A 24267-nucleotide genomic window follows, 5' to 3' on the forward strand; every position below is an offset into this window, starting at 1 on the left:
TTTGCAATTAATATGGTCTGCCGTCAGCCTTAGCTGTCAGCGAGTGCTTGAATGATCGGCGCGAAATCAACCGCCTTCAGGGACGCACCACCAACCAGCGCGCCGTCTACATTGGCTGCCTGAAAAATGGTCGCGGCATTGTCCGGCTTAACCGACCCGCCATAAAGTAGCGGAATCATATCCGCGATTTCAGCGCCATAACGCGCCTCTAGCTTGGCGCGGATAAAGTCATGGACTTCGACAATCTGCTCAAGCGTCGGGACTTTGCCGGTGCCAATGGCCCAGATCGGTTCATACGCGATGACGGTGTTGTCGGCTGTCATCTGGTCGGGCAGGGAGCCCGCAAGCTGTCCCGCGATGATGTCGAGCGTGTTGTTCGCCTCGTGATTCTCAAGCGTCTCGCCGATACAGATGATCGCGGTGAGGCCCGCGGCCCAAGCGGCCTTGGCCTTCTTGCGGACATCGCGGTCGCGCTCTTCATGGGTATCGCGGCGTTCGGAATGGCCGACGATGACATATTTCGCACCAGTGTCGGCAATCAACGCAGCGGAAATATCGCCGGTGAAGGCACCGCTTGTTTCCATGTGGCAATCCTGCGCACCGATCTCGATGCCGGTGCCGCGTGCAGCCTCGTGGGCGCGGAACAACAGCGGGGCGGGTGGGCAGATCACAACCTCAGGCGATGTCACGGGAAGCATCGCGTTCAAGGCACCCAGTTCGGCAAGGCATGCCGCGGTTCCGTTCATTTTCCAGTTGCCTGCTGCCAGTTTGCGTCGCATTTTCTGCCCCTTGTTCCGGTTGCCGATCTCTAGCACCGGCTGGGGCGCACTTCAACGATGGGGTTGGAATTGTCGCAGCCATCGCGGTAGGAGGAGGCGACACGATAAAGGAGAGGGCGATGATCCCGGCTATCGATCTGCAGGCACTCAGCGCAGAAGACCCTGCTGCATTGGAAGCCATGCGTGAGGCGGCCACCGGTGTCGGGTTTGCGACGGTTCATAACACCGCGCTGTCCGGCGGGCGCGTGCGTGAAGTGATCGAAACATATCGTTCGTTTTTCAAGCTGCCCGAAAGTGACAAGAAGCCCTACAGCATGGCGGGCACTGGTGCCAATCGCGGCTGGGGCGCGGCAGGAACAGAGCAGGTCGATCCGGATGCAAATCCCGATTACAAACAGTATTTTGACAGCGGCGTGCGGTTGAAACCTGATGATCCGTGTGCAGAAATGTCAGTCTATGCGCCCAACATCTGGCCCGCGCAGCCCGAAGGGTTCGAGCAGGTGATCAGCGCCTACTTCGATGACGCATGCGAAGTGGCGATGGCGGTGCTGCGCGGTGTGGCGCAGTCCATTGGCGCGCCGCGCGATGCCTTTGATGCGGGGTTCGAGACTCCGATGGCGCTTTTACGCGGCAATTATTACCCTTCGCGCCCCGTTTGGGCTGGTGCCAAGGATTTAGGCATCGCGACCCATACCGACTATGGCTGCCTGACCTTGCTGGCCACCGATGGCTCTGCGGGGCTGGAGGTGCGCAAACGGGGCGGCGGATGGATTCCGATCAGTGCAGAACCTGGCACCTTTGTGATCAACTTTGGTGAGATGATGGAGGCATGGACCGACGGGTGCGTGCGCGCCACGCCGCACCGTGTGGTGGGCGGCAGCAACGAGCGGATATCCGTGCCGCTGTTCTTTAATCCGTCTCACGATACCAATGTGGCGCCGCTGGGATCAGACAAGGTTGTTCTGGCTGGAGAGCATCTGGCAGCGCGGTTTTGTGAGACCTATCTGCACCTCAAGAAATCATGAGCGCGGCCTATGAAGCCTAGGTTCTGCGTGTCTGGTGTGACACCGTAGACGGAGCGCATGATGTCTGGCATCTGCGCCGTGTCGGGGCCTTGGCGCTGCGGATTGCAGCCGTAGAAGGTGGCGATCTGGAGGTGATCGAGGCGGCATGTTTCCTGCATGATATCGTGAACCCGCCCAAAGATGATCCGGCCCGCGCGCAGGCAGCAGCGCTGTCAGCGGCACATGCGTCGGCGTTTCTGTTGGGACGCGGGATGACTGAATCTAAGGTGAAGGCCGTAGCTCATGCTATTGAAGCGCATAGTTTTTCCGCAGGCGTCCGCGCGCAAAGCATCGAGGCGTAGGTGGTGCAGGATGCCGACCGGCTTGACGCACTGGGCGCGTTGGGGATTGCGCGCTGCTTTAACGTTTCAGGCCAGATGAATGCTGCGCTGTTCCATGGGGGTGACCCGCTGGCACAATCGCGGGCCTTGGATGACCGCGCCTATGCGCTGGATCATTTCGAGGTAAAGCTTTTTCGCGTGGCAGATACATTGAACACCGCCACCGCGCGCGAAATGGCGCAGAAGCGTGTCGCGTTTATGAAAAGCTTCCGCGCGCAGTTTGTGTCCGAGATCGCCGTCTAGCCAAGTGCCGCCATTGCCTCACGCGCCAGCGCGCTGGCTTCTTCGGGATCATCCAGATATGAGTCCGGCAGCGTCCAGTATGGCATGGAGGCGGCGGCGCCGTTCTTGCGAGTATAGGTCCATTCCTCACCGCCCAGCGCCTTTATCCGGTCGGCAAAGGGGCCTTTCGCGGCCTTGAGCATCAACCGTCCGTCTGACAGTTGCAGCGCAAATATTTGGGCACCGCAATAAATCCCCATGCCGCCGAACATGCGGCGGGTGGTAAGATCGGGAATGTTTTCAAAAAGATCGCGTGCGAAGGCCATATCGGCCTGCGACAGGCTCACTTGGCAAAGAGCGCTTCGTCGAACTTTATGGATTCGCCGCAGCCGCACGCCTCTGTCACGTTGGGGTTCTTGAACTTGAATCCACTTTCCAACAGCGCTGTTTCATAGTCGATCTGCGTGCCGAACAGGAACATCTGCGCCATTGGCGCGATCATGATGCAGGCGCCATCCTGTTCTACAACTTCGTCATTGGGATCAGCATCATCCACATATTCCATGGTGTATTCCATGCCTGCACAGCCGCCCTTCTTCACGCCGATGCGCAGACCTGCGTGGCCTTTTGCCGTCATCAGTTTGATAATCTGTGCTGCTGCTTTGTCGGTCATGGTGACCGCTTGCTTGCCTGGAATTCCGAACATATTGGTGCTCCTTCAGCTTCATAGATAGGGATGGGCGGGCACAATCTCAAGAGGTTAGTACCCCAGTGCGCGCATTGTCGCGATGGTGGCAAAACTGGCGGCCAGCGCCCAGCCGAAAGAGGCCAGTGTGCCGATGATCACATATTCGCTCATCTTCTGGTCTCTTGCGACTGTATCAAAGCGCAAAATTGACTTTGCGGCGATCAGAAACCCGATCCCCGAAGGTTCTCCGATCATGACCATCAAGAAGATCAGCCCGCGCTCCATCAGCCCGATCATCCGGCCAGCGTGCTCCAACCCTTCGGGCTGCGCGTCAGACTTATAGCGTGACATCAGGTGCCCAACAGCCACACCGCCGGCCATGGTCGCGCTGATAAAACCGCTTAGGACTAGTGCGATCTGGATCATGTCGGTGGAAAGGGGCGGCCACCATGGATCAATAACCCATGCAGGCAGCCAAACCACGGCCAGAAACAGAATAAGCAGGTGCGCGCCCTGATCCACTAGATAAGTGCGCAGCGTGTCAGGGGCGAATTTTATCTTGATGGTATCAATGGCGATATGGCTCAGGGCGATGCCAAGGCTGAGAAGCATTGCACCGCCTGAAAACAGCGCTGTCAGCGCAAAGGCATGCGCTCCATGCATGAGCATGATCCAAGGACGCTGTTTGTTCAGGACCATATAGGTGGTCTGGAAAACAAAATCGGCCAACAGGTGTGCTGTAACAAGCGCAATCAGCAATTCAATCGTTAGAAGAGGGATAACAGGAAGGCTCATATAAAAAGGGTTGCTTTCTGAGTTTGCAATATAATTAGGTTGCTATCTAGCACTTTCATAAGCCTCACAACTTTCAACCAACCCAGCAAGTCCTGCCGCATCCGCCTGTTTCTGGATCATCTGGCGACTCCGGCCCAGCGCGTGGGCCAGCTCGTCCTGCGTTGGCGGAGCGGGAGCGAGCAGTGCTTGGACCACCTGCGCCTGTTTGGCGGTCCAGCTCTGCGCAATGATGTCTGCCAGCGGCAGAGCGGTGCGCAGCAGCGCGGGTGCATCAGGTGCTGACATACGCGGCGTCCGTTTGATTGCGTCAAGCGCGTGGCCCGAGTGCACAAAGGCAGGCCCGTCACCGGCGGCCAGATCAACCCCGTGCAAGTTTCCTTCACCTATCCCGATGCCGATACGTGTATCGCGTCCTTTGCCGGTGCAGCGCACAGCCGCACGCAGGCTAAGTGCTGCGCGCATGGCATAGCGGACAGGCAGTGCCATCTGCCAGCCATCACCGCGAAACCGTGCAAAGGCGGTGCGGCTGTCGGGCCAGTCGGCAATGTCGCGCGCGGCAGTCTCCAGCGCCACAAACACTTCGGACAACGCGTCATGCTCCAGATCGCCGGAGCGGACGATATCACCGGTGAAAACGGCCCAGTTCTGCATTGTTGCCCCTTGCTGTGTCCTTGGTCTTTAGCCCAGTTTGACAGGCCGCGCGCACAGGGGCAACAACGCAAACGGGCCGCCCCTCATCAAGAAGGACGGCCCGCGCGTGTGCATTAAAGGGAAAGCTTACATAAAGCCCAGTTCAAGGCGGGCTTCATCAGACATCATGTCCATACCCCAAGGCGGCTCCCAGACCAGATCGACGTCTACCTGCTTAACGCCGGCAATCGGCTCGACGGCATCGGCGACCCAACCGGGCATCTCGCCTGCAACGGGGCACCCCGGAGCGGTCAGCGACATTTTGATCGCGACCTCGTTGGCCTCGTTTATGTCAATCGTATAGATCAAGCCAAGCTCATAGATATTGACTGGAATTTCAGGGTCATAGACCGACCTACACGCCTCCACGACCTGCTCGTACAGCGGGTGATCCGTGCTGGAAGGCGCAATAAGTGGCGTGCCTTCGAGAGGGGGTGTTGAATTGGTCATCTGCGCCTCATTCATAAACTTGACTATTTATATATGGATTACAGGAGGCGGCGTCCAGAGGGCCAGCCGAAATGATCTGCTGGCCCAACGGAATTTCAAAAGTTTTTCCGAGATCAGAGATCAGAGATCAGAGATCGGGCGAGGCGAGCGGTGTCGAGGCGGCGGCGTCCGCAGGCGAGGTGCCAGTGATGCGTGCTTGATGCAGAATGCCACCCAATGCGCCACCGATCAGCGGCGCCACGATGAACAGCCACAACTGCGAAAGCGCCGTGCCGCCAACAAACATGGCAGGCCCGATTGAGCGGGCAGGGTTCACCGATGTGCCTGTGACTGTGATGCCAACCAGATGGATCATGGTCAGCGTCAGACCAATCGCCAAGCCGGCCATGGCCGCATTGCCTGTCTCGGATGTGACGGCCAGAATGACGACAAGAAACACAGCCGTGGCAATTACTTCGAAAAGGAAGGCCGAGATCATAAAGAACTCACCACCATAATCGGGGCCCCAGCCGTTCTGGCCCAATCCGTTGCTGGCGATGTCGTATCCGCCGGCGGAATTGGTTGCCATGATGTAGATGGTAGCAGCAGCGACAATCGCACCAACAGTCTGGAATACCGCGTATCCCCCGAATTCCTTAAGCGTCATGCGGCCCGCGACCAGCATGCCCATAGAAACGGCCGGATTGAGGTGCGCACCAGAGATTTGACCGATGGAATACGCCATCGCCACGACCGAGATACCGAAGGTAAAGCTGATGCCAGTGATCGAGATTGAATCCGCGATACCAATCCCGCCGCCCGCCAAAACGGCCGAACCAACCCCGAAAAAGACGAGAACGAACGTCCCGATCGCCTCTGCAATGTACTTGCGCATTAGTATTACCTCCCAAAAATTAACTAAGCGCGGCTTGTTTGCCGCTACATAATCGACCTTGGAGGAACTCTTGGACTGCGAATAAGGGAGAAATCCCACATTTCTCCCCCAAAAGGTGAGGATATCAGCGATTTTAGCGTAGATTACGGTGAAATCAGTTTTCGTTGATATCGCGGGTTACAACCCGTGCGCCACTGGACTGGTTTTTGAATACCCGTTTTAAAACCACCCACGCAAGCAGTGAGAGCGCTGCAAACAACGCCAGCAGGGCGGAGGTGTTGGACAGCAGGCTCAAGCCTACCACTACTGTCATGGCGAGCGCCCCCAGCGCAAATCCCAGAAAGATCGAGGACGGGACGACGAGTTCGACCAAGGCCAGCGCAAGAACTGCGCAAAGCCAGACCCACCAGATATGCAGCAAACCATCCATCATCTGCGCCCTTTGAGCAGTTTAAACGCATCGCCAAAGGCGGCAAGGGCTTCAGAGGGAATAACGACGGTTTGATTGCCTGCGCCAGTGCTCATGGTGCCAAGCGCCTCAACTTGTTTGAGCGCAATATGGTACTGCGCCGCCTCAAGTCCGTTTTCATTAATCGCATGGGCCACAACCTGCGTGGCATAGGCTTCGGCGTCCGCCAGTACGCGGCGCGCCTTGGCGGTCTGCTCGGACGCATAAAGCTCTGCGTCAGCGGCCAGTTCGACCGCACGTTTTGAGCCTTCAGCCTCGGTCACTTGCGCACGACGGGCGCGTTCGGCGTTAAGCTGCTGCATCATGGCCGCGCGGGTGGCGGCATCAAGGTTAACGTCCAGAATTTCGGCGCGGGTGACCTCGATCCCCCAATTCTCGACCGATTCCACGACATTTGTCTTGATCGTAGCGATCAGCGCGGAGCGGTTGGCCTGCACTTCGTCGAGGTCCATCATCCCGATCTCGGCACGCACGATACCGGCCACGGTTGTGGCAATGGCACTGTCTACATCGCGGATGCGGTATACGGTCTTTTCGGGCTCAATGATGCGGTAGAAAACCGATGTATCTACCTGAACCAACACGTTGTCGCGGGTGATCGCGTCTTGGGAAGCTGTTGGTAGCTGCCGCTCAAGAATGGAAATCTGGTGGGCGACCTTGTCAAAGAAGGGCACAATCAGGTTGATCCCTGGCCCCAGAACCGCGCGCAGACGGCCAAAGCGTTCAACCACGTGCTGTTCGGACTGCGGCACAATACGCACCGCTTTGACCACAACAATGACCAGCACAAGCGCCAGAAGCAACCAGCCAAGATTGCTTTGCAAAAGGTTCAGGATAAGTTCTTCGATGGGCACGGTGGCATTCCTTAATTCGGTTGGTTTTAGTTTGCTGGTGAAACGCGTTGATTGCAAGATGCGGGGCGCTGCGGTAGGTCGGCGGAACAACTCTGCGAGGGCATGCTATGACCGGATTTTCTTATCAGATCGACGCCACAGACGGGCGCGCCCGTACGGGTAAGATCAACACGCCGCGCGGCGAAATCCGCACGCCTGCCTTCATGCCCGTCGGCACCGCCGCGACTGTCAAGGCGATGATGCCGGAATCAGTGCGTGAGACGGGTGCGGATATCCTGCTGGGTAACACCTATCACCTGATGCTGCGCCCCACAGCCGAGCGGATCGATCGCCTTGGTGGGGTGCACAAGTTTATGAATTGGGACCGCCCAATCCTCACGGATTCCGGCGGGTTTCAGGTCATGTCGCTGGCCAATTTGCGCAAGCTGACTGAACGCGGCGTGACCTTCAAAAGTCACATCGACGGCTCCAAGCATGAAATCACACCCGAACGCTCAATGGAGATCCAAAAGCTGTTGGGCTCGGACATTGTGATGTGCTTTGACGAATGTCCCGCGCTGCCTGCGGATCGTGACCGCATTGCTTCCAGCATGGAGCTGTCGATGCGGTGGGCCAAACGTTCCCGCGAGGCATTTGGCGACCGGCCCGGTCATGCGCTGTTCGGCATTCAACAAGGCGGGTTGGAGCAGGACCTGCGCCAACAAAGCGCGGACGCCCTGCGCGAGATCGGCTTTGACGGCTATGCTGTCGGTGGCCTTGCTGTGGGTGAAGGACAGCAGGCGATGTTTGACTGTCTTGATTACGCGCCAGAGCAATTGCCGCAGGACAAGCCGCGCTATCTGATGGGCGTGGGTAAGCCGGATGACATCGTCGGCGCCGTGGCGCGCGGGATTGATATGATGGACTGCGTGCTGCCGTCACGCTCCGGCCGAACGGGTCAAGTATTCACCCGCAAAGGTGTGCTGAACATCAAGAACGCCCGCCACGCCGATGATCCACGCCCATTGGACGAAGATTGCGGCTGTCCTGCGTGCCAGAACTATTCGCGCGCGTACCTGCACCACGTGTTTCGGTCCCAAGAGATGATCTCTTCCATGCTGCTGACATGGCACAATCTGCGGTATTATCAGGATCTTATGGCCGGCATGCGCGATGCGATCGGGGCAGGGACCTTTGCGGCGTGGCAGTCGGACTTCCACGCCATCCGCGCACAAGGCGATATTGATCCACTTTAGATCCTGCGCAACTGATGTTTGTCCAATAGGCTGAGCAGCGTTTCTTGCGCTTGGGTCCGGTGGGCGTGGTAGATGCGGTAGACGGCATCCGCCTCATGCTTTTGGATCGCTTCCATGACCTGACGGTGGTCTTGGTTCGATTTTTGGGGAATTTCACGCATGACCATGGTCATCGCGCGGGCGCGGCGGACTTGATCCGCCATCATGGAAAAAAACGCTGGTGATGCGGCTGTTACAGCCCAGCCGTACAAGTTCCGATTAGAATTAGTCGTCGACGTTTGCTCAATCCCGTAGATCGCCCGCCTCTAAGGCGGCTCCATGCTGTCGATGGCGCTGGCCAGTCTCGCAAGCTCGCCATCGCTCTAGCCCGTCTTGGCGGCATTGCGCGCGGCACCACTTTCAAGCGCGTTTAGCAACTCGTAGCTTTAGCGTATGTCAGTGGCAGACAGCGCAAGGATGCGCACGCCTTTGCTGGGGCGCATCTCCAGAAGGTCTTGCGCGACATACTAAGCTGTGTCGCCAGCTCCGTCTCAAGGTGGTCCGACCCCGCTGCAAGCTGCCTACTAAAGATCAGGTCGCGCAATTCCTCGATTGCGTGATTACTGCTTGCGCGTGTCTTGGAAGCGCCTACGTCGATAATCTGTCAGATCACTAGTTTGTGCCCCTTGGCAGGCGACGTATAAATTGCGATCTCGATCTGGATCACCTGCAAATAGTCACGCGCCTCGTTTTCAAAACCGGTATCCTCGAGAAGATCTGTAATACCGTGCGATTGCAGGTTGTGAACGCAATCCCAGCCAAAGCCTTGCCACGTGTTCGAGCCGAGGGTTTCGGTCAGGGCGCTTTGCCCCGTGTGGGATAAGGACGTCGCAGGCTGGGTAAGCTACGGCGTTGGCAAGTCGGTAAGAAATGATGGCGCGAACTTTGGCTAAAGCTCTATCTAGGGGGGGCGTTGTCGTCGGAGACGGTGAACAACGCCAGCATCGGTGACGCGCTGACGCCATTGCTGGTGCTTGGTATCCCGAACTCGCCGCCAGCGGCAGCGCTTATGGGCGCATTCAAGATCAATAACATCATTCCCGGCCCCACAATCGATCCGGAGATTATCCTACGCGTGGTTGCTATTATGGTGATGGCGTCTTTGACGATGCTGCTGTTCATCGCCAGCATCATTATCAAGATCCTGTGCATTCCGCAGACTGCTTTCCTGCCGTTTGTCATGGTGCTGACCACCATCGGATCGGTTAGCTTGGGTGGAGGAAACTACGACCTTTATCTCATGCTCGAGGTCGGGTTCGTGGCCTTCTTCATGAAACTGTTGCGCTACCCAATCGCGCCATTGGTGATTGGCGTGATCCTTGGCGGGTTGTTTGATGAGACGTTTTGTAGGTCATTGCTGATATCAGAGGGTGATCTTTCGGTCTTTATCAGCCGACCGAAGGCTGCCATCTTGCTGACACTGAACGTCGCGCTGATCCTGTCGCGGCTGCCGGTGATCCGGGGTATGTTTGCGCGTCTTCGTAGAAAGGTGATCTGATGCCCTACGCCGTAGTCGTAACATTCGTTATCAAGCCTCAAGCGTTTGACGAATTCCTGTATCTGATGTGGGTCAACGCCCGCAAAAGCCTTGAGGTGGAGGCAGGCTGCCACCAGTTTGATATCTCAACTGATCCGGACCGTCCAAATGAGGTATTCCTCTACGAGATTTACACAGACCGCGCGGCATTCGAGGCGCATCTAACATCCGACCACTTCAAGTCTTTTGATGGCGACACTGCCGAAATGACCTTAACCAGAGAAGTTCGGACTTATACGCAGGTGGTCCAATGAGTACGTGGGAGGTGCACGCGGTCAAATACGCCGATCGCGATGCGCGCACTCACGCTGACAGCTTTCTGATTGATGACAGTCACGATGTGGCCCACGCGATTGACTGCTTTATCAGGGTGTTACGGCACGGCGCGGCGCGGAGGTTATCGTCGTTGATACCTGTTATGACATCGAAGAGGTCACAGCGCGCAACCGTCCAATCCGCATGGACCCGAGGGAAGTGTTGGTCGCTCTGGGCATCACGCCCAAGAGGTCTCAACCGTCAGTGTGACGCATCTTCACTATGACCACGCAGGCGGGCTGCACCTTTTCCGAACGCCACGCTGCACATACAGGCTGGATGGTTCTGGCGTCGGATGCGCCCTACTAATATGAGAATGTTCTGGAGCGAAAACCGTTCCCGATAGTTGTCGACCTGCAAGACATGCTCGACGGTTTTGCCACGCTTAAGCGTCTTGCGGCAGCGCCAGAGCTTATCACTGCGGGCCATGATCCGTTGGTGCGTTATCGGTTTCCAGCGGGGATAGCGCCGCATGTCAGCCGCCTAAATCAAGGCCCGATTAAGGATTTTCCGCAATGGAGTTTGGTGTCATCGCAGATGATTTCACTGTCGAGCCGGATAACGCGTTGACCCTAGCGATGGGCGGCATGTCCACTGTGCAGTTTGTCGGTGTACCTGACGCGCCTACCGGTAAGGTTGATGCAGGGGAGCTAAAGTCCCGTACCATTCCAGTTGCGCAGGCCGTTGCGCAGTCTCTTGCTGCATGTGAATGGCTAGTGGCCCAAGAGGCGAGCCAGATCATCTTTAAGGTCTGCTCCACCTTTGGCAGTAAGGCGCACGGCAATATCGGACCTGCCGCCGCAACGCCTTGGTGAAACTGCTGTGATCGTTTGCCCAGCATTCTCCGAGAACGGGGGGAGCGTGTTTGAGGCGCATTTGCTTGTTAGCGATTTCTTGTTGAATGAAACCAAGATGCAGGATCATCCGTTGACCCCGTTGACCGATCCGGATCTTCGCTGTGCTCAGCGTGCGCAAGCCGACTGGCTGGTGCGCCACATTGATTTCCGCACCGTGGACAAAGGGGCCGGGGCCATCGCGGCCGCCTTGCCGCAAACACCCTCGATGGTCATCGTTGATGCCGTGCGGGATGAGGACCTTTCCCAGATCTCTATCGCCACGAGGGGGCCTAAAGCACCTCGTCGTCACCGGCGGTGAATCTTCGGGGGCGTGGTGGCGAGCCTGAATGCAGGTGCCTTGTGGATTGATCCCAAGAAAGCGGCGGGAGTCCCTAAAATGCTGATTGAGGATAGCGGCATCGCAATAGCTCTCAAATCAGGGATTTTTGGCGGCCCCGATTTTTTCGGAAAAAGCCTGACCATGATGATGAAGCCACGATGATCGAGATGGCCACAATGCGTGAACAGATCGGACTTTTTGCCAGGTCGATCCTTGATAGCGGGCTGACGTCTGGCTCGACCCGCAATATTTCGGCCCGTTTGTCTGACGCGACGGTCCTGATGACCCCCACGGGCAGCTCTATCGGGTTTTTGGATCCCGCACGTATCAGCTGTTTGTTCGCGAACATTAGGCCGTTGTCTGGCGATGCGCCTACCAGAGAAATTCCGCTGCACACTGCATTTTACGACACGCGCGCTGAAACGGGGGCGGTTTGGCGGGAAACGATCAGCCTCATTGCTGGCGAACCACGGACCTGTGATCGCTGGGCACGATCTTGAAGCGACCGTCTTTGCGATGGAAGACCAGGAGGAAGGCGCCAAGCTTGCCATGATGACACGCTGCATGGAGCGGATCTGCCTGTTGTCCGAAGTTGTCGCCAGCCTGCGATTGAAATACCCTACCTAGGCAAGGCCGCTAACGGTCACGGAATAGCCGAAAGTGGCACTTTCTTTTGGCGCCAATGTGATGGCGTTGGGACGTTGCGCGATTTGCGGGCCATCCCCGACATAAGACGCGGTGCCGTGCCAAGGCTCGATACAGAGGAACGGCGCGCTGACAGGTTGCCACAGCGCCAGATCAGGCAGGTTATCAAAGCGGAAATCGAGCGCGGGACCGGATCGAGGTCCATAGCGCAGGGCATCAGTTCCGTTTGGGAACACCAGTGCGCCGTCGTTGAACCGCTCTGCCTGCAACTCCAGATCGCCTTCAACAAATGGTCCTGCAAGCGGCTCGGGTATCAGCAACCCATCGTCGATCGCGCGCTTGTCCGGCGAGCCGCCGCCCGCCAGTGTGACGTGGTGCGTGGCCTGATTGGCCTGGGGCAACGGCCAGCAAAATGCGGGATGAAAGCCAAAGCCGAAGGGCATTGGGCGCGTATCCTCATTGGTGACATGCGCAGTGACGTGCAAGGTGGCGCCGTCCAGCATGTGGGTCAGGCGTAGCGCAAACGCAAAGGGATAAGCCTTGCGGCTTTCCTCGGTATCGGTGAGCAGATGGCGACAAATGGTTGAGCTGTGCTCTTCCAGCGTGAATAGACTGCGCCGCGCAAATCCGTGCTGCGGCATGGGTGCGCTGTGGTCATCCACTGCAACCGTATCCTCAACAGCCCGTCCCACGATGGGAAAAAGCACGGGCGCGCGTCCGGTCCAATAGGCCGCATCACCATGCCACAGTAAATCATCCCCAGCCGAGGTGCGCAGGAACTGCATCTCGGCCCCAAGGGGGCCTACCTCAAGGCTCAGCGTGTCGTTTTGCAGAAGTGTTGGCGTCGTCATGATGCGGTCTTCCGGATGAGTGGTTACCTTCAGCTTATCCGCTTCAAGAGCCTTCGTCATCACTGTCTCGGCTCGATTAGGACACCTCGTAGGCGTTCATGGTGAACAGCTCATATTCCGCGACTGGTTCATCGTCTTGGTTGGTTACGGTTACATGCCAGCGGACTTGCCCGTATTCCGCCGTGCGCGGGGTCTTTTGTTTGACTGACAAGCGCACTTTGATGCTGTCTTCGGGGGAGACTGGCTTCATGAAGTTGAGGTTCGCAAGGCCGGTGTTGGCCAGCACGGGGCCGGGATCGGGTTGCACGAACAATCCGGCGGCAAAGCTTAGTAAAAGATAGCCGTGGGCGACGCGGCCAGGGAAAAAGGGGTTGGCCTTGGCGGCTTCCTCATCCATGTGGCCATAGAACGTGTCACCCGTAAAGTGCGCAAAGGTTTCAATGTCTTCCAGCGTGACCTTGCGGTTTTTTGTATAAAGCGTCTCACCCAGCTGCAGCTGGTGATAGCTGCGGGTGAAGGGATGCGGTCCGCCGGTATGTTCCGTCGCGCCCGGCACCCAGCGCTGGCCCACGGCAGTCAGAATGTCAGGGCTGCCCTGAACGGCCGTGCGCTGCATATAATGCATCACACCGCGAATTCCGCCCAATTCTTCTCCGCCGCCGGCGCGGCCTGGACCGCCGTGGATCATATGTGGCATGGGCGCGCCATGACCGGTGCTTTCAGCCATGGAATCGCTGTTGTTAAAGTAAAGCCGCCCGTGCCACGGACCCGCACCCAGTACCATCTCGCGCGCGAGGTCCCCGTCGCGGGTGATGACCGACGCCACCAGCGATCCTTTGCCACGGTTGAGCAGGTCAATTGCGTGCGCCGCATCACGGTATGGCATGACGGTGCTGACGGGACCAAAGGCTTCGGTAACATGCAGCCGCTCGGCGGCATCAGGATCGGCGCAATGGTAGAGCATGGGCGGCAAGAACGCACCCTTGTCGCGGTCCGCACCAACCACCTCGAAGTCATCGGGGTCGCCAAAGACGCGTTCGGACTCGGTCCCTAGCATGGCTGCTTTGGCCAATACATCGTCGCGTTGCGAGGTGCTAACCAGCGGCCCCATGCGGGTTGCAGGATCGCGCGGATCGCCGATCACTGTTTTGGCCAGCCGTGCCGAGAGCGCCTCGATCACTGCCTCCACATGAGCGGCAGGGGCCATGATGCGCCGGATGGCAGTACATTTCTGGCCCGCCTTTGTGGTCATCTCGCGGTGGGCTTCCTTGATGAACAGATCGAATTCCGCCGTGCCGGGTGTGGCATCGGGGCCTAGAACAGAGGCGTTGAGGCTGTCTTGTTCGGCCACAAACCTTACGGCATTTTGCAGCAAATGTGGTGTCGCGCGCAGCATCAGCGCGGTGTCGGCAGAGCCGGTGAAGCTGATGACATCCTGCGCGTCCGTGTGCAGCAGCAGGTCGCCCACACCACCGGAGATGATCTGAAGCGCGCCTTCGGGCAGGATGCCACTGTCGAGCATCAGTTTGACGCAAAGCTGGGTCACATAGCAGGTGGCAATAGCTGGTTTGACGATGCTCGGTACACCGGCAAGGAAGGTTGGCGCGAATTTCTCCAACATGCCCCAGACGGGGAAGTTGAAGGCGTTGATATGGATGCCAACCCCTTGCAACGGAACGCAAACGTGCTGGCCCATAAAGCTGCCGTTGCGGCCAAGCTGTTCCAGCTCTCCGTCAAGGTAGATCTGTGCATCCGGCATTTCGCGACGACCTTTGGCAGCGAAGACAAACATGGTGCCGATGCCGCCATCAATGTCGAAAGCGTGGTCTGACTGCGTCGCTCCAGTGTGGAAAGAAAGATCGTACAGCGCCTGCTTGTGTTCGGACAGGTGCAAGGCCAACGCCTTGAGCATCCGGGCGCGGTCATGAAACGTCAGCGCCCGCAAATTCCGCCCGCCCACATCGCGGGCATAGGCATGCATGCCAGCCACATCGAGGCTGCTGTTGCCGGCCTGCGCGATGACGTCACCCGTGATGGCGCAAGCGATGGGTCGTGCGCTGCTGTCAGGGGCAATCCAGCTACCAGCGGCAAAGGAGGGGATATCGGAAAGGGTCATCAGGCTGTCCTGTCGCTGGCGGCGTGAAGTTTCAGGGCGTTGAGGGCGTCGGTTGCAGCTTTGGTCCACAGCGCGCGCAAGTCGTCATTGCTGCTGCTGCGCAGGCCGAACTTCAGCAGCCTCGCATCACGCCCCTGATCGCCGGTGCCAAAGCTGGCGGCGACACGGGGCCACCAGTAATCGACCGAGGCTTGAAGCTTTGCGCCACGCTTTACCAGCACAGTCAACCCTTCGCGGGCAAGGTCAGTATGGGCTTGCTCGACCGGTTCAATCTCGCGGAAGGTCTCGGCCAGCGGCTGATAGGATAGGCTGCGGTAATCATGCAGCAGAACACCCGCCGCTAATCCCATCAGCAGGTTCATCACCACGGCATCCGCCCAATCGTCAAACGGCGCGTTGAAGACGGGTAGGCGCATATCTTCATAGCTGCGCCGCGCGCCAAGGGGCGCTTCGCGGGGCAGGCGGTCTTCCCACGGGTGGCTGTTGGCGTAGCGGTCGGTGTCGGTGCCGAAATCGGCCATGACGCGCAGGAGGCGTTCGGCGTTCTGGGTCTTTTCCAGCACGATGCGGGCGGATGCGATCCGCTCTGTCACGCCGGGGGCGGCGTTGATCAGGCTGGCAAAGCCGGCGGCGCCTGCCATCTCACTATCCACAAATATTGCCATCAGTCGCATCAACTCTGCGCGGTAGCGCGGGGGGACGTTTTCGGGCGCCGTCAGCTTGCCGCCAGCGGCCAAATAGTCCTCGATAGGCATGGATGTGTGATCATTGGTCATAGTCAAAGGCCACCTTTTCGCTGAGCGGATAGCACTGGCAGGTCAGTACATAGCCTGCCGCCACTTCGTAATCTTCGAGCGCGTGGTTCGTGTGCATCTCGACCTCGCCTTCGGTGACCCGCGCGCGGCATGTCGAACAGACGCCGGCCTTGCACGCAAAGGGCGCATCCAGCGCATTGGCCAAGGCCGCTTCGAGCAGGCTTTGGTCGCGCGGCATGACGAAACTGCGGCTGGCGCCATCCATCGTGACCGAGGCTTGGGTTGTGTTGCCGCTTTGGGCGGCGGTCGTGGAAACCGCGGGCTTTTTCGCGCGCCCCGTCTGGGCCGAGGCGAAAAGCTCGAATTTGATCTGATCGTCGCTGAGCCCGTGATCGCGCAGCGCCGCAGCGATGCCCAGCATCATCGGTTCGGGTCCGCAAATGAACGCGGTGTCGACCGAGGCAATATCGATCCAGCGGCAAAACAGCTGCGCGCATTTCTCAGCGTCCACGCGGCCGGTAAACAGGTCAATGTCCTGTGCGTCCGATTCCAGCACATGGATCACATTCACGCGGCCCATATAGGTGTTCTTGAGGTCTTCCAGCTCATCGCGGAACATGATCGTGCTCACGGCGCGGTTGGCATAGACCAGCGTGAAACGGGAGTGCGGCTCTCGGGTCAGGACAGAGCGCAGGATCGACAGCACGGGTGTCACACCCGACCCGCCGGCAAAGCCCAGATAGTGGCGTTGTGCGTCTGTTTCCAGCGGGGTGTGAAACCGGCCCTGTGGCGGCATGGCTTCCAGCGTATCACCCACCTGCAAGCTCTCATTCGCCCAGGTTGAAAAGGAGCCCCCCTCAACCCGCTTGATGCCTACCTGCAAAGTGCCATCGTCAACGCCTGCACAGATAGAATAGCTACGGCGCAGTTCCTCGCCGTCGAATTCACGCCGGAAGGTGAGGTATTGGCCTTGGATAAAGTCAAACTCCACCCCCTCGGGCGCGGCAAGGCTGACCACCACGGCATCGCGGATAGTCTTGTGGATATGGGTGACGGTCAGCGGTTGGAAACGGGCCATAAGTCCCTCAGATACATTTGAAATAATCGAAAGGCTCAAGACAGCTGAGACAGCGCCAATGGGCCTTGCAGGGGGTTGAGCCGAACTGGCTTACTTTTTCAAGGTCGGTGGATTGGCAGCGCGGGCAGCGTGACGGGCCACCAGCGGGAGAGGGCGGGGCGATCCCGTACTCTTCCAGCTTTGCAGCCCCTTTGGCGCTGAGCCAGTCGGTGGTCCACGCAGGCGAAAGTTTGGTCTTGAGCCGGATGTTGGTCAGTCCGCGGTCGCGCAGGGCAGTCTCTACATCCAGATTGATGATCGACGTGGCGGGGCAGCCGGAATAGGTCGGCGTGATCGCCACCTCCAGCACATCGCCGTCCCACGCCACATCGCGGATGATGCCCAGATCCACCACCGATATCACGGGAATTTCCGGATCAGGCACCTGATCCAGCCAGTCCCAGATGGTTTGGACGTCAGGTTTCACCAAGTTGCACCGGGGTAGGCGCGCTGGAGCCACTGCATCTGCGTCAGCATATGGCCCAGATGCTCGGTGTGGCGTACGCCATTGCGGCCACCCTTGTGGGCGAAGTTGTCTTCGGGGATGCGCAGGGTGGCCTCTGTCAGCGTTGCCTGAACCGAAGCGAGCCAATCCGCGCGCAGGCTTGCGGGATCGGGCGCAATGCCTTGGGCGGCCATTTCGTCGTCCGCGCTGTCGGCCTCGAACATCTCTCCGGTGTAGGGCCACAGCAGATCAAGCGCAGTCTGCATCTTCTCATGGCTCTCAGGAGTGCCATCGCCCAAAGAAACGACAGTCTCGGCAGAACGCTCAAGGTGGTAGGTGGATTCTTTGACCGACTTGGCCGCAATTTCAGCGATCCGTGGATCGGTGGATTGGGCGAGGGCGGTCAGCAGCAGGCGGTGATAGGCGTCAAACAGGAACTGGCGTATGATCGTGTAGCCGAAATCGCCGCTGGGTCGCTCAAGCATCAGGATGTTGCGGAAGTCCCAGACATCGCGCAGGAACGCCAGATCATCGGCCGAACGGCCTGCGTCTTCAACCTCTGCGGCGTATCCCAGCCACATCTGCGTCTGGCCAATCAGGTCCAGCGCGGTATTGGCAAGGGCAATGTCCTCTTCCAGTACAGGCGCACGGCCGCACCACTCGGACACGCGGTGGCCTAGCACCAGTGTATTGTCGCCCAGCCGCAGCAGGGTTTGGAACAGCGCATCGTTTGCCATCACATGTGGCCCACTTCATCAGGCACATCAAAGAAGGTGGGGTGGCGGTAGACTTTGTCGTTGGCAGGGTCATACAACGCTTCTTTGTCGCCAGGGGCTGAGGCGTGAATGGCCTCGGCCTCAACCACCCAAATGCTCACGCCTTCATTGCGGCGGGTGTATACATCGCGTGCGTTCTTGATCGCCATTTCGGCGTCCGGCGCGTGCAGCGATCCAACGTGGCGGTGGCTCAGCCCGTGCTGGCCGCGAATGAAGACCTCAAACAGGGGCCATTCGCCCGTTCTTTTGGGTTGGGACATGTCGTTAACTCCTGAGTGAAAGGGCACCGCACAGCCGGAGCCGTTATTCAGCTGCCAGCTTGGCTGCGCGTTTTTTGGCGGCGTGGGCCAGCATCCCTTCGCGGACCCAAGCGCCGTCTTCCCACGCTTGTTTGCGGGTCTCGAGACGGTCGTGGTTGCACGGGCCGTTGCCTGACAGTACGTCGAAGAACTCGTTCCAGTCGGGTTCGGCAAAGTCGTAGCCGCCCTTTTCGTCGTTCCATTTCAGCGTCTCGTCCGGCACGGTCAGGCCAAGGTATTCGGCCTGCGGCACGGTCTGGTCGACGAACTTTTGACGGAGCTCGTCATTGGTGTTCATCTTGATTTTCCATGCCATGGATTGCGCAGAGTGCACGCTGTCCTTGTCGGAGGGGCCAAACATCATCAGCGAAGGATACCAGAAGCGGTTGAGCGCATCTTGGGCCATCTTCTTTTGCGCGTCCGTGCCGTTGCACATCTTCATCATGATGTCGAAACCCTGACGCTGGTGAAAGGATTCCTCTTTGCAGATACGCACCATCGCACGGGCATAGGGGCCGTATGACGTGCGTTGCAGCGGGACCTGGTTCATGATCGCGGCACCGTCTACCAGCCAGCCCACAGCGCCCATATCGGCCCATGTCAGCGTCGGGTAGTTGAAGATCGACGAATATTTCATCCGCCCTTCATGCAGCGCCTCGAACATCTCGTCGCGGGTGATGCCCAGCGTCTCTGCCGCGCAATAAAGGTAAAGGCCATGGCCTGCTTCATCTTGCACTTTCGCAAGCAGGATAGCCTTGCGCTCCAGCGTGGGCGCGCGGGTGATCCAGTTGCCCTCTGGCAGCTGTCCCACTATTTCTGAGTGAGCGTGCTGCCCGATCTGACGGATCAGGTTCTTGCGGTAGCCGTCTGGCATCCAGTCTTTTGGCTCGATCTTGCCACCCGCATCAATACGCTCCTGAAAGGCGCGCTCTTGCGGCTCCATCTCGTCCAGGGATTTCACTCCCTGGCCGGTAGATTTGATCATTTGTGCATACATAGCTCAGACCCTTTCTAGAATAAGCGCAACCCCTTGGCCGACGCCCACACACATGGTGCAAATCGCATAGCGGCCGCCGGTGCGTTGCAGTTGATACGCGGCTGTCATCACCAGCCGCGCGCCGGACATGCCCAGCGGGTGACCGATTGCGATGGCACCGCCGTTGGCGTTCACATGAGGCGCGTCATCTGCAACACCCAAGGCGCGCAGCGTGGCGATCCCTTGGGAGGCAAACGCCTCGTTCAACTCTATCACATCCATCTGGTCGATGGTCAGACCCGCACGGGCAAGCACCTTTTGCGCCGCTGGAATGGGGCCAATGCCCATGACCCGTGGTGCGACGCCTGCGGCAGACATGGCGACGACACGCGCCATCGGCTTGAGCCCTTGCTGGTTGGCGGCAGCCTCGGACGCAATGAGCATCGCCGCAGCGCCGTCATTCACACCGGAGGCATTGCCCGCTGTCACTGTTTTGTCTGTGCCGTTGATGCCGCGAAGCTTGGCCAAACCTGCCTCGTTTGTTCGGGGGCGGGGGTGTTCGTCGCGGTCAATGATCAGTGCATCGCCTTTGCGCTGCGGGATGGTGACCGGCGTGATCTCTTCAGAGAAAACACCTGCGGCATCTGCTGCCGCCCAACGCTGCTGGGAGCGTACGGCAAAAGCGTCCTGATCGGCGCGGCTGACGCCATAATCTTCGGCCACGTTATCTGCAGTCTCGGGCATCGAATCGACGCCGAACATTTCTTTCATTTTCCGATTGATGAAGCGCCAGCCAATGGTCGTGTCATAGACCGCGTTAGCGCGGCCAAAGGCGGTTTCAGACTTGGGCATCACGAAAGGCGCACGGCTCATGCTCTCAACGCCACCGGCGATGGCCATGTCCATGTCACCAGCGCGGATCGCTCGCGCAGCGGAGCCCACAGCATCAAGGCCAGAGGCACACAGGCGGTTCACGGTGATGCCCGGTACATCCACTGGCAGCCCAGCAAGCAGGGCGGCCATGCGCGCCACGTTACGGTTGTCTTCACCAGCCTGATTGGCGCAGCCCATGACCACATCATCCACACGCGCCCAGTCCACACCCGCATTGCGCGCCATCAGCGCAGCCAGCGGGGTCGCGGCCAGATCGTCTGCACGCACAGAAGAAAGTGCGCCACCGTAGCGCCCGATTGGTGTACGGACTGCGTCGCAGATAAAGGCTTCGGCCATTGGTGATCTCCCATTAAATCTAATTACTGTGGCTACTCTATACCGCATGGATTTTCAAGATATACGTTACATCAACCTAGCGTATAGGTCGCATTAAGTAACGCAATGGCGGAAATCCGCAATCAACCTGTAAATTTCTCATCAACACAGCCCAATCCGCAGTTGCCGAGCATGGGGGTTCGCGCCATGTTAGGGAAAACACCTGCAAAACGCGGGACCCCATTGAAACAGGCGGGTAGGGTGCACAATTACCTACCCATACCGGAGACGGCCCAAACGTTGCCTCGAAGAGGGACTAAAGCCGTTTTGCCAAGATAAGGAAAAGAGCATGCAAGAGCCTCTGAACGCGAGCTATCCCGTACTTCCATTGCGCGATATCGTCGTATTCCCCCATATGATTGTCCCGCTGTTTGTGGGTCGCGAAAAATCCGTTCGCGCGTTGGAAGAAGTCATGGCCGATGACAAGCAAATCCTGCTGTCGAGCCAGATTGATCCGGGCATTGATGATCCTGACAGTGACGGCATTTTCAAAGCCGGCGTGCTGGCGAATGTCCTGCAACTGCTGAAACTGCCCGATGGCACCGTAAAGGTGCTGGTCGAAGGCCAAGCGCGTGTGCGCATCACCGAATACCTTGAGAACGACAACTTCTTTGAAGCCCGCGCTGAATACCTGACAGAGATGCTGGGCGATGCCGCCACCACCACAGCGCTGCTGCGGTCGGTTGCCGATGAATTTGCGCGCTACGCCAAGGTAAAGAAGAACGTCCCTGAAGAGGCCCTGACAGCTGTCGGCGAAGCCGTAGATCCCGCTCGTCTGGCCGATCTGGTCGCAGGGCATCTTGGTATCGAGGTCGAGCAGAAGCAGGACCTTCTGGAAACCCTCAGCGTGTCCGAGCGGCTTGAGAAGGTCTATGGCCTGATGCAGGGCGAAATGTCTGTGCTGCAGGTCGAGAAAAAGATCAAAACCCGCGTCAAAACGCAGATGGAGAAAACCCAGCGCGAATACTATTTGAATGAGCAAATGAAGGCCATTCAGAACGAGCTGGGCGATGGCGAAGACGGCAAGAACGAGGTGGCCGAGCTTGAAGCGCGCGTCGCAGCGACCAAGCTGAGCAAAGAAGCCAGAGAGAAGGCCGACGCCGAGATCAAAAAGCTCAAGAACATGAGCCCGATGTCTGCCGAAGCGACCGTTGTGCGCAACTATCTTGACTGGATGCTGTCCATCCCGTGGGGCGTTAAATCCCGTGTGAAAAAGGATCTGGGCAAGGCCGAGGCAGTGCTTGACGCGGATCACTACGGTCTGGAGAAGGTCAAGGAACGCATTGTCGAGTATCTCGCGGTGCAGCAACGCTCGACCAAGATGAAAGGTCCGATCATGTGTCTGGTCGGACCTCCAGGTGTGGGTAAAACCTCGCTCGGTAAATCCGTGGCCAAGGCAACGGGGCGCGAATTCATTCGCATCTCCCTTGGTGGTGTGCGCGATGAGAGTGAAATTCGTGGCCACCGCCGGACCTATATCGGTTCCATGCCCGGTAAGATCATTCAGGCGCTTAAAAAGGCGAAAACCACGAACCCGCTCATCCTGCTCGACGAGATCGACAAGATGGGTCAGGACTTCCGTGGCGACCCTGCATCGGCCATGCTGGAGGTGCTTGATCCGGAACAGAACTCCACATTCGTGGATCACTACCTTGAGGTCGAATACGACCTGAGCAACGTGATGTTCCTGACCACGTCCAACAGCTACAACATGCCCGGTCCGCTTCTGGACCGGATGGAGATCATCCCGCTCTCGGGCTACACCGAGGATGAAAAACGCGAGATCGCCAAGCAGCATTTGGTTGAAAAGCAGATCAAGAACCACGGCCTGAAAGCCAAAGAGTTCAAGATCGAGGATAGCGCCCTGACTGGCATGATCCGCTATTACACCCGCGAAGCGGGCGTGCGGAACCTTGAGCGTGAGATCGCGAAGGTAGCGCGTAAGTCGCTGACCAAGATCGTGCGCAAAGAGGTCGAGAGTGTCGTCGTGACAGGTGATAACCTGCACGAGTTCCTTGGCGTGCGAAAGCACCGCTATGGTCTGGCCGAACAAGAGGACCAGATCGGGGTTGTGACAGGCCTTGCCTATACGTCGGTAGGTGGCGAACTGCTGCATATTGAGGCACTGCGCCTGCCTGGTAAGGGCCGGATGAAGACCACGGGTAAACTTGGTGATGTGATGAAAGAAAGCATCGATGCGGCAAGTTCATATGTACGCTCTATCTCGCCACAAATCGGGGTGAAGCCGCCGGTGTTCGACACGATCGACATCCACGTGCACGTGCCTGATGGCGCGACGCCAAAGGATGGTCCGTCTGCGGGTCTTGCCATGGTGACGTCTATCGTTTCAGTGCTGACCAAGATTCCGGTGCGCAAAGACATCGCCATGACAGGTGAAGTCAGCTTGCGCGGGAACGCAATGCCGATCGGTGGCTTGAAGGAAAAGCTGTTGGCCGCGCTGCGCGGAGGGATCACCACTGTGCTTATTCCGCAGGAGAATGAAAAAGACCTGCCGGATATCCCTGAAAACGTGAAGGAAGGGCTGACCATCATCCCGGTAAGCCACGTCTCCGAAGTGCTGGAACACGCGCTGGTCTCAAAGCCCCAACCGGTGGAATGGGACGAAGCCGCAGAAGAGGCCGCAGCAGCGGCAGCGCTCGTGGCAAAGCGTGGCACTGGCGATAGCGCCACGGCACACTAAACCTTAAAGTCTAACCGCCCCGCAGAAATTGCGGGGCATTCCTGACTTCGGGACACGCAGGGCTCCTCCGAAAAAAAAAGATAGGGCCCTGCATTCAGGCCACCTGTGATCCACACAATTAGATCCGGTTGAAATTGAAGTGGAACTGCAAATTCGGACAGCGTTCTAAGATGTATCCAACAACGACGACAGGATACAGAAGTGACGAAGAGACGCAGTTATTCGGACAAGTTTAAGGCCACTGTAGCGCTTGAGGCGCTGAGAAGGTGACAAGACGGCGCAAGAGACCGCAGCCAAGCACAAAATTCACCCAACGCAGTTCAAGACGTGGAAACGTCAGGCTATTGATAGCCGGACGGGCGTGTTTCCTGTCAAGGTCAGCAAGGCTGAAGATAATGAGGCTAAAGTGAAGGAATTGCATGCGAAGATCGGGAATCTGGCGGTCGAAAATGATTTTTTGTCACAAGGACTGAAGCGATGAGCCCGAGTTGACGCAAACAAATGATCAACCGAGACCGCACTGATTTGAGCCTAACCAGGAAGTGCAAGTAGCTAAAATTTAACCGATAATAGATGAATTATACCCCGGCAGGCGTGAATGCGGAGACGTTGCCGCTGATGCATGAAATCGACCGCGTGTTTACGAAATACCCATTCTTTGGCAGCCGCCAGATCGCGGCCTACTTGCCGAGACATGGGTTCCATGCGGGTCGTCACCGTGTGCGCCGCTTGAAGGGTGAAGTGGTCCGGCAAAATTGGACAGCGTGCTAAGATGTATCCAACCCGAAC

At 58.2% G+C, this 24267-nt stretch carries 33 protein-coding genes and 1 pseudogene; 14 read left to right on the top strand and 20 right to left on the bottom strand.

The features are described from left to right. Positions 1–29: 29 nt before the first annotated feature. On the bottom strand, positions 30–779 hold the full coding sequence (gene tpiA / locus V7730_RS12795) for a triose-phosphate isomerase (protein ID WP_335747984.1): 750 nt from the start codon (positions 777–779) through the stop codon (positions 30–32). A 119-nt stretch (positions 780–898) separates the two neighbouring features. Here tpiA and V7730_RS12800 point away from each other — a divergent pair, with 119 nt between their 5' ends. The 3 genes from V7730_RS12800 to V7730_RS12810 all read left to right on the top strand — a co-directional run bounded on the left by V7730_RS12800 (position 899) and on the right by V7730_RS12810 (position 2427). Continuing rightward, complete coding sequence (locus V7730_RS12800) at positions 899–1804, top strand: isopenicillin N synthase family dioxygenase (RefSeq protein WP_335747985.1); 906 nt, start codon at positions 899–901, stop codon at positions 1802–1804. A 71-nt stretch (positions 1805–1875) separates the two neighbouring features. Then, positions 1876–2145 carry an HD domain-containing protein gene (locus V7730_RS12805; RefSeq protein WP_335748014.1) on the top strand — a complete coding sequence of 90 codons (270 nt, stop codon included), beginning with the start codon at positions 1876–1878 and terminating at the stop codon, positions 2143–2145. 3 nt (positions 2146–2148) lie between these two features. Then, entirely contained in the window at positions 2149–2427 is a 279-nt protein-coding gene (locus V7730_RS12810; RefSeq protein WP_335747986.1) for a hypothetical protein, read from the top strand. On the opposite strand, the gene V7730_RS12815 is transcribed toward V7730_RS12810, so the two are convergent. The 8 genes from V7730_RS12815 to V7730_RS12850 all read right to left on the bottom strand — a co-directional run bounded on the left by V7730_RS12815 (position 2424) and on the right by V7730_RS12850 (position 7226). Further along, positions 2424–2732: a TfoX/Sxy family protein gene (locus tag V7730_RS12815; protein ID WP_335747987.1), complete on the bottom strand. Its 309-nt coding sequence runs from the start codon at positions 2730–2732 to the stop codon at positions 2424–2426. The two genes, V7730_RS12810 and V7730_RS12815, sit on opposite strands and share 4 nt — an antisense overlap. Positions 2733–2749: 17 nt before the next feature. Then, the gene (locus tag V7730_RS12820) at positions 2750–3112 is read right to left on the bottom strand and encodes a HesB/IscA family protein (RefSeq protein ID WP_335747988.1); all 363 of its coding nucleotides are present in this window, start codon (positions 3110–3112) and stop codon (positions 2750–2752) included. Between the two features lie 54 nt (positions 3113–3166). Then, positions 3167–3889, bottom strand: coding sequence for a DUF3307 domain-containing protein (locus V7730_RS12825; RefSeq protein ID WP_335747989.1), 723 nt, complete (start codon positions 3887–3889; stop codon positions 3167–3169). Between the two features lie 42 nt (positions 3890–3931). After that, positions 3932–4540 carry a hypothetical protein gene (locus V7730_RS12830; protein ID WP_335747990.1) on the bottom strand — a complete coding sequence of 203 codons (609 nt, stop codon included), beginning with the start codon at positions 4538–4540 and terminating at the stop codon, positions 3932–3934. Positions 4541–4666: 126 nt separating this feature from the next. Continuing rightward, positions 4667–5029 (bottom strand): SUF system Fe-S cluster assembly protein, encoded by a 363-nt coding sequence (locus V7730_RS12835; protein ID WP_259995308.1) that lies wholly within the window; start codon positions 5027–5029, stop codon positions 4667–4669. 127 nt (positions 5030–5156) lie between these two features. Beyond that, positions 5157–5903: an aquaporin gene (locus tag V7730_RS12840; RefSeq protein ID WP_335747991.1), complete on the bottom strand. Its 747-nt coding sequence runs from the start codon at positions 5901–5903 to the stop codon at positions 5157–5159. 154 nt (positions 5904–6057) lie between these two features. Further along, the gene (locus tag V7730_RS12845; RefSeq protein ID WP_335747992.1) at positions 6058–6336 is read right to left on the bottom strand and encodes an NfeD family protein; all 279 of its coding nucleotides are present in this window, start codon (positions 6334–6336) and stop codon (positions 6058–6060) included. Then, entirely contained in the window at positions 6333–7226 is an 894-nt protein-coding gene (locus tag V7730_RS12850) for an SPFH domain-containing protein (RefSeq protein WP_335747993.1), read from the bottom strand. Before V7730_RS12850 ends, V7730_RS12845 begins: the two co-directional genes overlap by 4 nt. Positions 7227–7333: 107 nt before the next feature. Here V7730_RS12850 and tgt point away from each other — a divergent pair, with 107 nt between their 5' ends. Beyond that, positions 7334–8461 (top strand): tRNA guanosine(34) transglycosylase Tgt, encoded by a 1128-nt coding sequence (gene tgt, locus V7730_RS12855; RefSeq protein WP_335747994.1) that lies wholly within the window; start codon positions 7334–7336, stop codon positions 8459–8461. Here tgt and V7730_RS12860 read toward each other — a convergent pair. Then, positions 8458–8667: a hypothetical protein gene (locus tag V7730_RS12860; RefSeq protein ID WP_335747995.1), complete on the bottom strand. Its 210-nt coding sequence runs from the start codon at positions 8665–8667 to the stop codon at positions 8458–8460. The two genes, tgt and V7730_RS12860, sit on opposite strands and share 4 nt — an antisense overlap. Positions 8668–9413: 746 nt before the next feature. Between V7730_RS12860 and V7730_RS12865 the strand changes: the two genes are divergently transcribed. After that, positions 9414–9998, top strand: a complete 585-nt coding sequence (locus V7730_RS12865; protein ID WP_335747996.1) for a tripartite tricarboxylate transporter permease — start codon at positions 9414–9416, stop codon at positions 9996–9998. Continuing rightward, the gene (locus tag V7730_RS12870; protein WP_335747997.1) at positions 9998–10291 is read left to right on the top strand and encodes a putative quinol monooxygenase; all 294 of its coding nucleotides are present in this window, start codon (positions 9998–10000) and stop codon (positions 10289–10291) included. The genes V7730_RS12865 and V7730_RS12870 overlap by 1 nt, the downstream gene beginning before the upstream one ends. A gap of 262 nt (positions 10292–10553) precedes the next feature. Here the strand turns inward: V7730_RS12870 and V7730_RS12875 are convergent, their stop codons facing one another. Next, the gene (locus tag V7730_RS12875; RefSeq protein WP_335747998.1) at positions 10554–10826 is read right to left on the bottom strand and encodes a hypothetical protein; all 273 of its coding nucleotides are present in this window, start codon (positions 10824–10826) and stop codon (positions 10554–10556) included. A 41-nt stretch (positions 10827–10867) separates the two neighbouring features. On the opposite strand from V7730_RS12875, the gene V7730_RS12880 reads away from it, so the two are divergent. Genes V7730_RS12880 through V7730_RS12900 form a run of 5 tightly spaced genes read left to right on the top strand, consistent with a single transcriptional unit; the run spans position 10868 to position 12155 of the window. Beyond that, positions 10868–11167 carry a four-carbon acid sugar kinase family protein gene (locus tag V7730_RS12880; RefSeq protein WP_335747999.1) on the top strand — a complete coding sequence of 100 codons (300 nt, stop codon included), beginning with the start codon at positions 10868–10870 and terminating at the stop codon, positions 11165–11167. 46 nt (positions 11168–11213) lie between these two features. Further along, positions 11214–11507 (top strand): four-carbon acid sugar kinase family protein, encoded by a 294-nt coding sequence (locus V7730_RS12885; RefSeq protein WP_335748015.1) that lies wholly within the window; start codon positions 11214–11216, stop codon positions 11505–11507. A 15-nt stretch (positions 11508–11522) separates the two neighbouring features. Next, entirely contained in the window at positions 11523–11690 is a 168-nt protein-coding gene (locus V7730_RS12890) for a hypothetical protein (RefSeq protein ID WP_335748000.1), read from the top strand. Between the two features lie 14 nt (positions 11691–11704). Further along, positions 11705–12028, top strand: a complete 324-nt coding sequence (locus V7730_RS12895) for a class II aldolase/adducin family protein (protein WP_335748016.1) — start codon at positions 11705–11707, stop codon at positions 12026–12028. Then, on the top strand, positions 12006–12155 hold the full coding sequence (locus V7730_RS12900) for a hypothetical protein (protein ID WP_335748001.1): 150 nt from the start codon (positions 12006–12008) through the stop codon (positions 12153–12155). Before V7730_RS12895 ends, V7730_RS12900 begins: the two co-directional genes overlap by 23 nt. Here the strand turns inward: V7730_RS12900 and V7730_RS12905 are convergent. Genes V7730_RS12905 through pcaF form a run of 9 tightly spaced genes read right to left on the bottom strand, consistent with a single transcriptional unit; the run spans position 12152 to position 20738 of the window. Then, positions 12152–13084 (bottom strand): aldose 1-epimerase family protein, encoded by a 933-nt coding sequence (locus V7730_RS12905; RefSeq protein WP_335748002.1) that lies wholly within the window; start codon positions 13082–13084, stop codon positions 12152–12154. The genes V7730_RS12900 and V7730_RS12905 overlap by 4 nt on opposite strands. Positions 13085–13100: 16 nt before the next feature. Further along, positions 13101–15140, bottom strand: coding sequence for a phenylacetic acid degradation bifunctional protein PaaZ (gene paaZ, locus V7730_RS12910; RefSeq protein WP_335748003.1), 2040 nt, complete (start codon positions 15138–15140; stop codon positions 13101–13103). Further along, positions 15140–15916, bottom strand: a complete 777-nt coding sequence (locus tag V7730_RS12915) for a Phenylacetic acid catabolic protein (RefSeq protein ID WP_335748004.1) — start codon at positions 15914–15916, stop codon at positions 15140–15142. The genes paaZ and V7730_RS12915 overlap by 1 nt, the downstream gene beginning before the upstream one ends. After that, positions 15906–16973 carry a 1,2-phenylacetyl-CoA epoxidase subunit PaaE gene (paaE, locus tag V7730_RS12920; protein WP_335748005.1) on the bottom strand — a complete coding sequence of 356 codons (1068 nt, stop codon included), beginning with the start codon at positions 16971–16973 and terminating at the stop codon, positions 15906–15908. The genes V7730_RS12915 and paaE overlap by 11 nt, the downstream gene beginning before the upstream one ends. Before the next feature lie 7 nt (positions 16974–16980). Beyond that, a complete protein-coding gene (paaD, locus tag V7730_RS12925; protein ID WP_443070219.1) occupies positions 16981–17439 on the bottom strand; it encodes a 1,2-phenylacetyl-CoA epoxidase subunit PaaD in 459 nt (152 codons plus the stop codon). Beyond that, complete coding sequence (paaC, locus tag V7730_RS12930) at positions 17436–18194, bottom strand: 1,2-phenylacetyl-CoA epoxidase subunit PaaC (protein ID WP_443070220.1); 759 nt, start codon at positions 18192–18194, stop codon at positions 17436–17438. Before paaC ends, paaD begins: the two co-directional genes overlap by 4 nt. Further along, positions 18194–18493: a 1,2-phenylacetyl-CoA epoxidase subunit PaaB gene (paaB, locus tag V7730_RS12935; protein ID WP_335748008.1), complete on the bottom strand. Its 300-nt coding sequence runs from the start codon at positions 18491–18493 to the stop codon at positions 18194–18196. The genes paaC and paaB overlap by 1 nt, the downstream gene beginning before the upstream one ends. A 43-nt stretch (positions 18494–18536) precedes the next feature. After that, positions 18537–19529, bottom strand: coding sequence for a 1,2-phenylacetyl-CoA epoxidase subunit PaaA (gene paaA / locus V7730_RS12940; RefSeq protein WP_335748009.1), 993 nt, complete (start codon positions 19527–19529; stop codon positions 18537–18539). Between the two features lie 3 nt (positions 19530–19532). After that, positions 19533–20738: a 3-oxoadipyl-CoA thiolase gene (gene pcaF, locus V7730_RS12945; RefSeq protein WP_335748010.1), complete on the bottom strand. Its 1206-nt coding sequence runs from the start codon at positions 20736–20738 to the stop codon at positions 19533–19535. Between the two features lie 328 nt (positions 20739–21066). Here pcaF and lon point away from each other — a divergent pair, with 328 nt between their 5' ends. The 3 genes and pseudogenes from lon (at position 21067) to V7730_RS12955 (ending at position 24249) form a co-directional block, all read left to right on the top strand. Next, complete coding sequence (lon, locus tag V7730_RS12950; protein ID WP_335748011.1) at positions 21067–23478, top strand: endopeptidase La; 2412 nt, start codon at positions 21067–21069, stop codon at positions 23476–23478. A gap of 274 nt (positions 23479–23752) precedes the next feature. After that, a pseudogene (locus V7730_RS22650) lies at positions 23753–23959 on the top strand (transposase); the annotation flags it as partial. Positions 23960–24051: 92 nt separating this feature from the next. After that, entirely contained in the window at positions 24052–24249 is a 198-nt protein-coding gene (locus V7730_RS12955) for an IS3 family transposase (RefSeq protein ID WP_335748012.1), read from the top strand. The last annotated feature ends 18 nt before the right edge of the window (positions 24250–24267 follow it).

It is taken from the genome of Sulfitobacter sp. (assembly GCF_036961165.1).
In the GTDB taxonomy this organism is placed as follows: domain Bacteria; phylum Pseudomonadota; class Alphaproteobacteria; order Rhodobacterales; family Rhodobacteraceae; genus Sulfitobacter.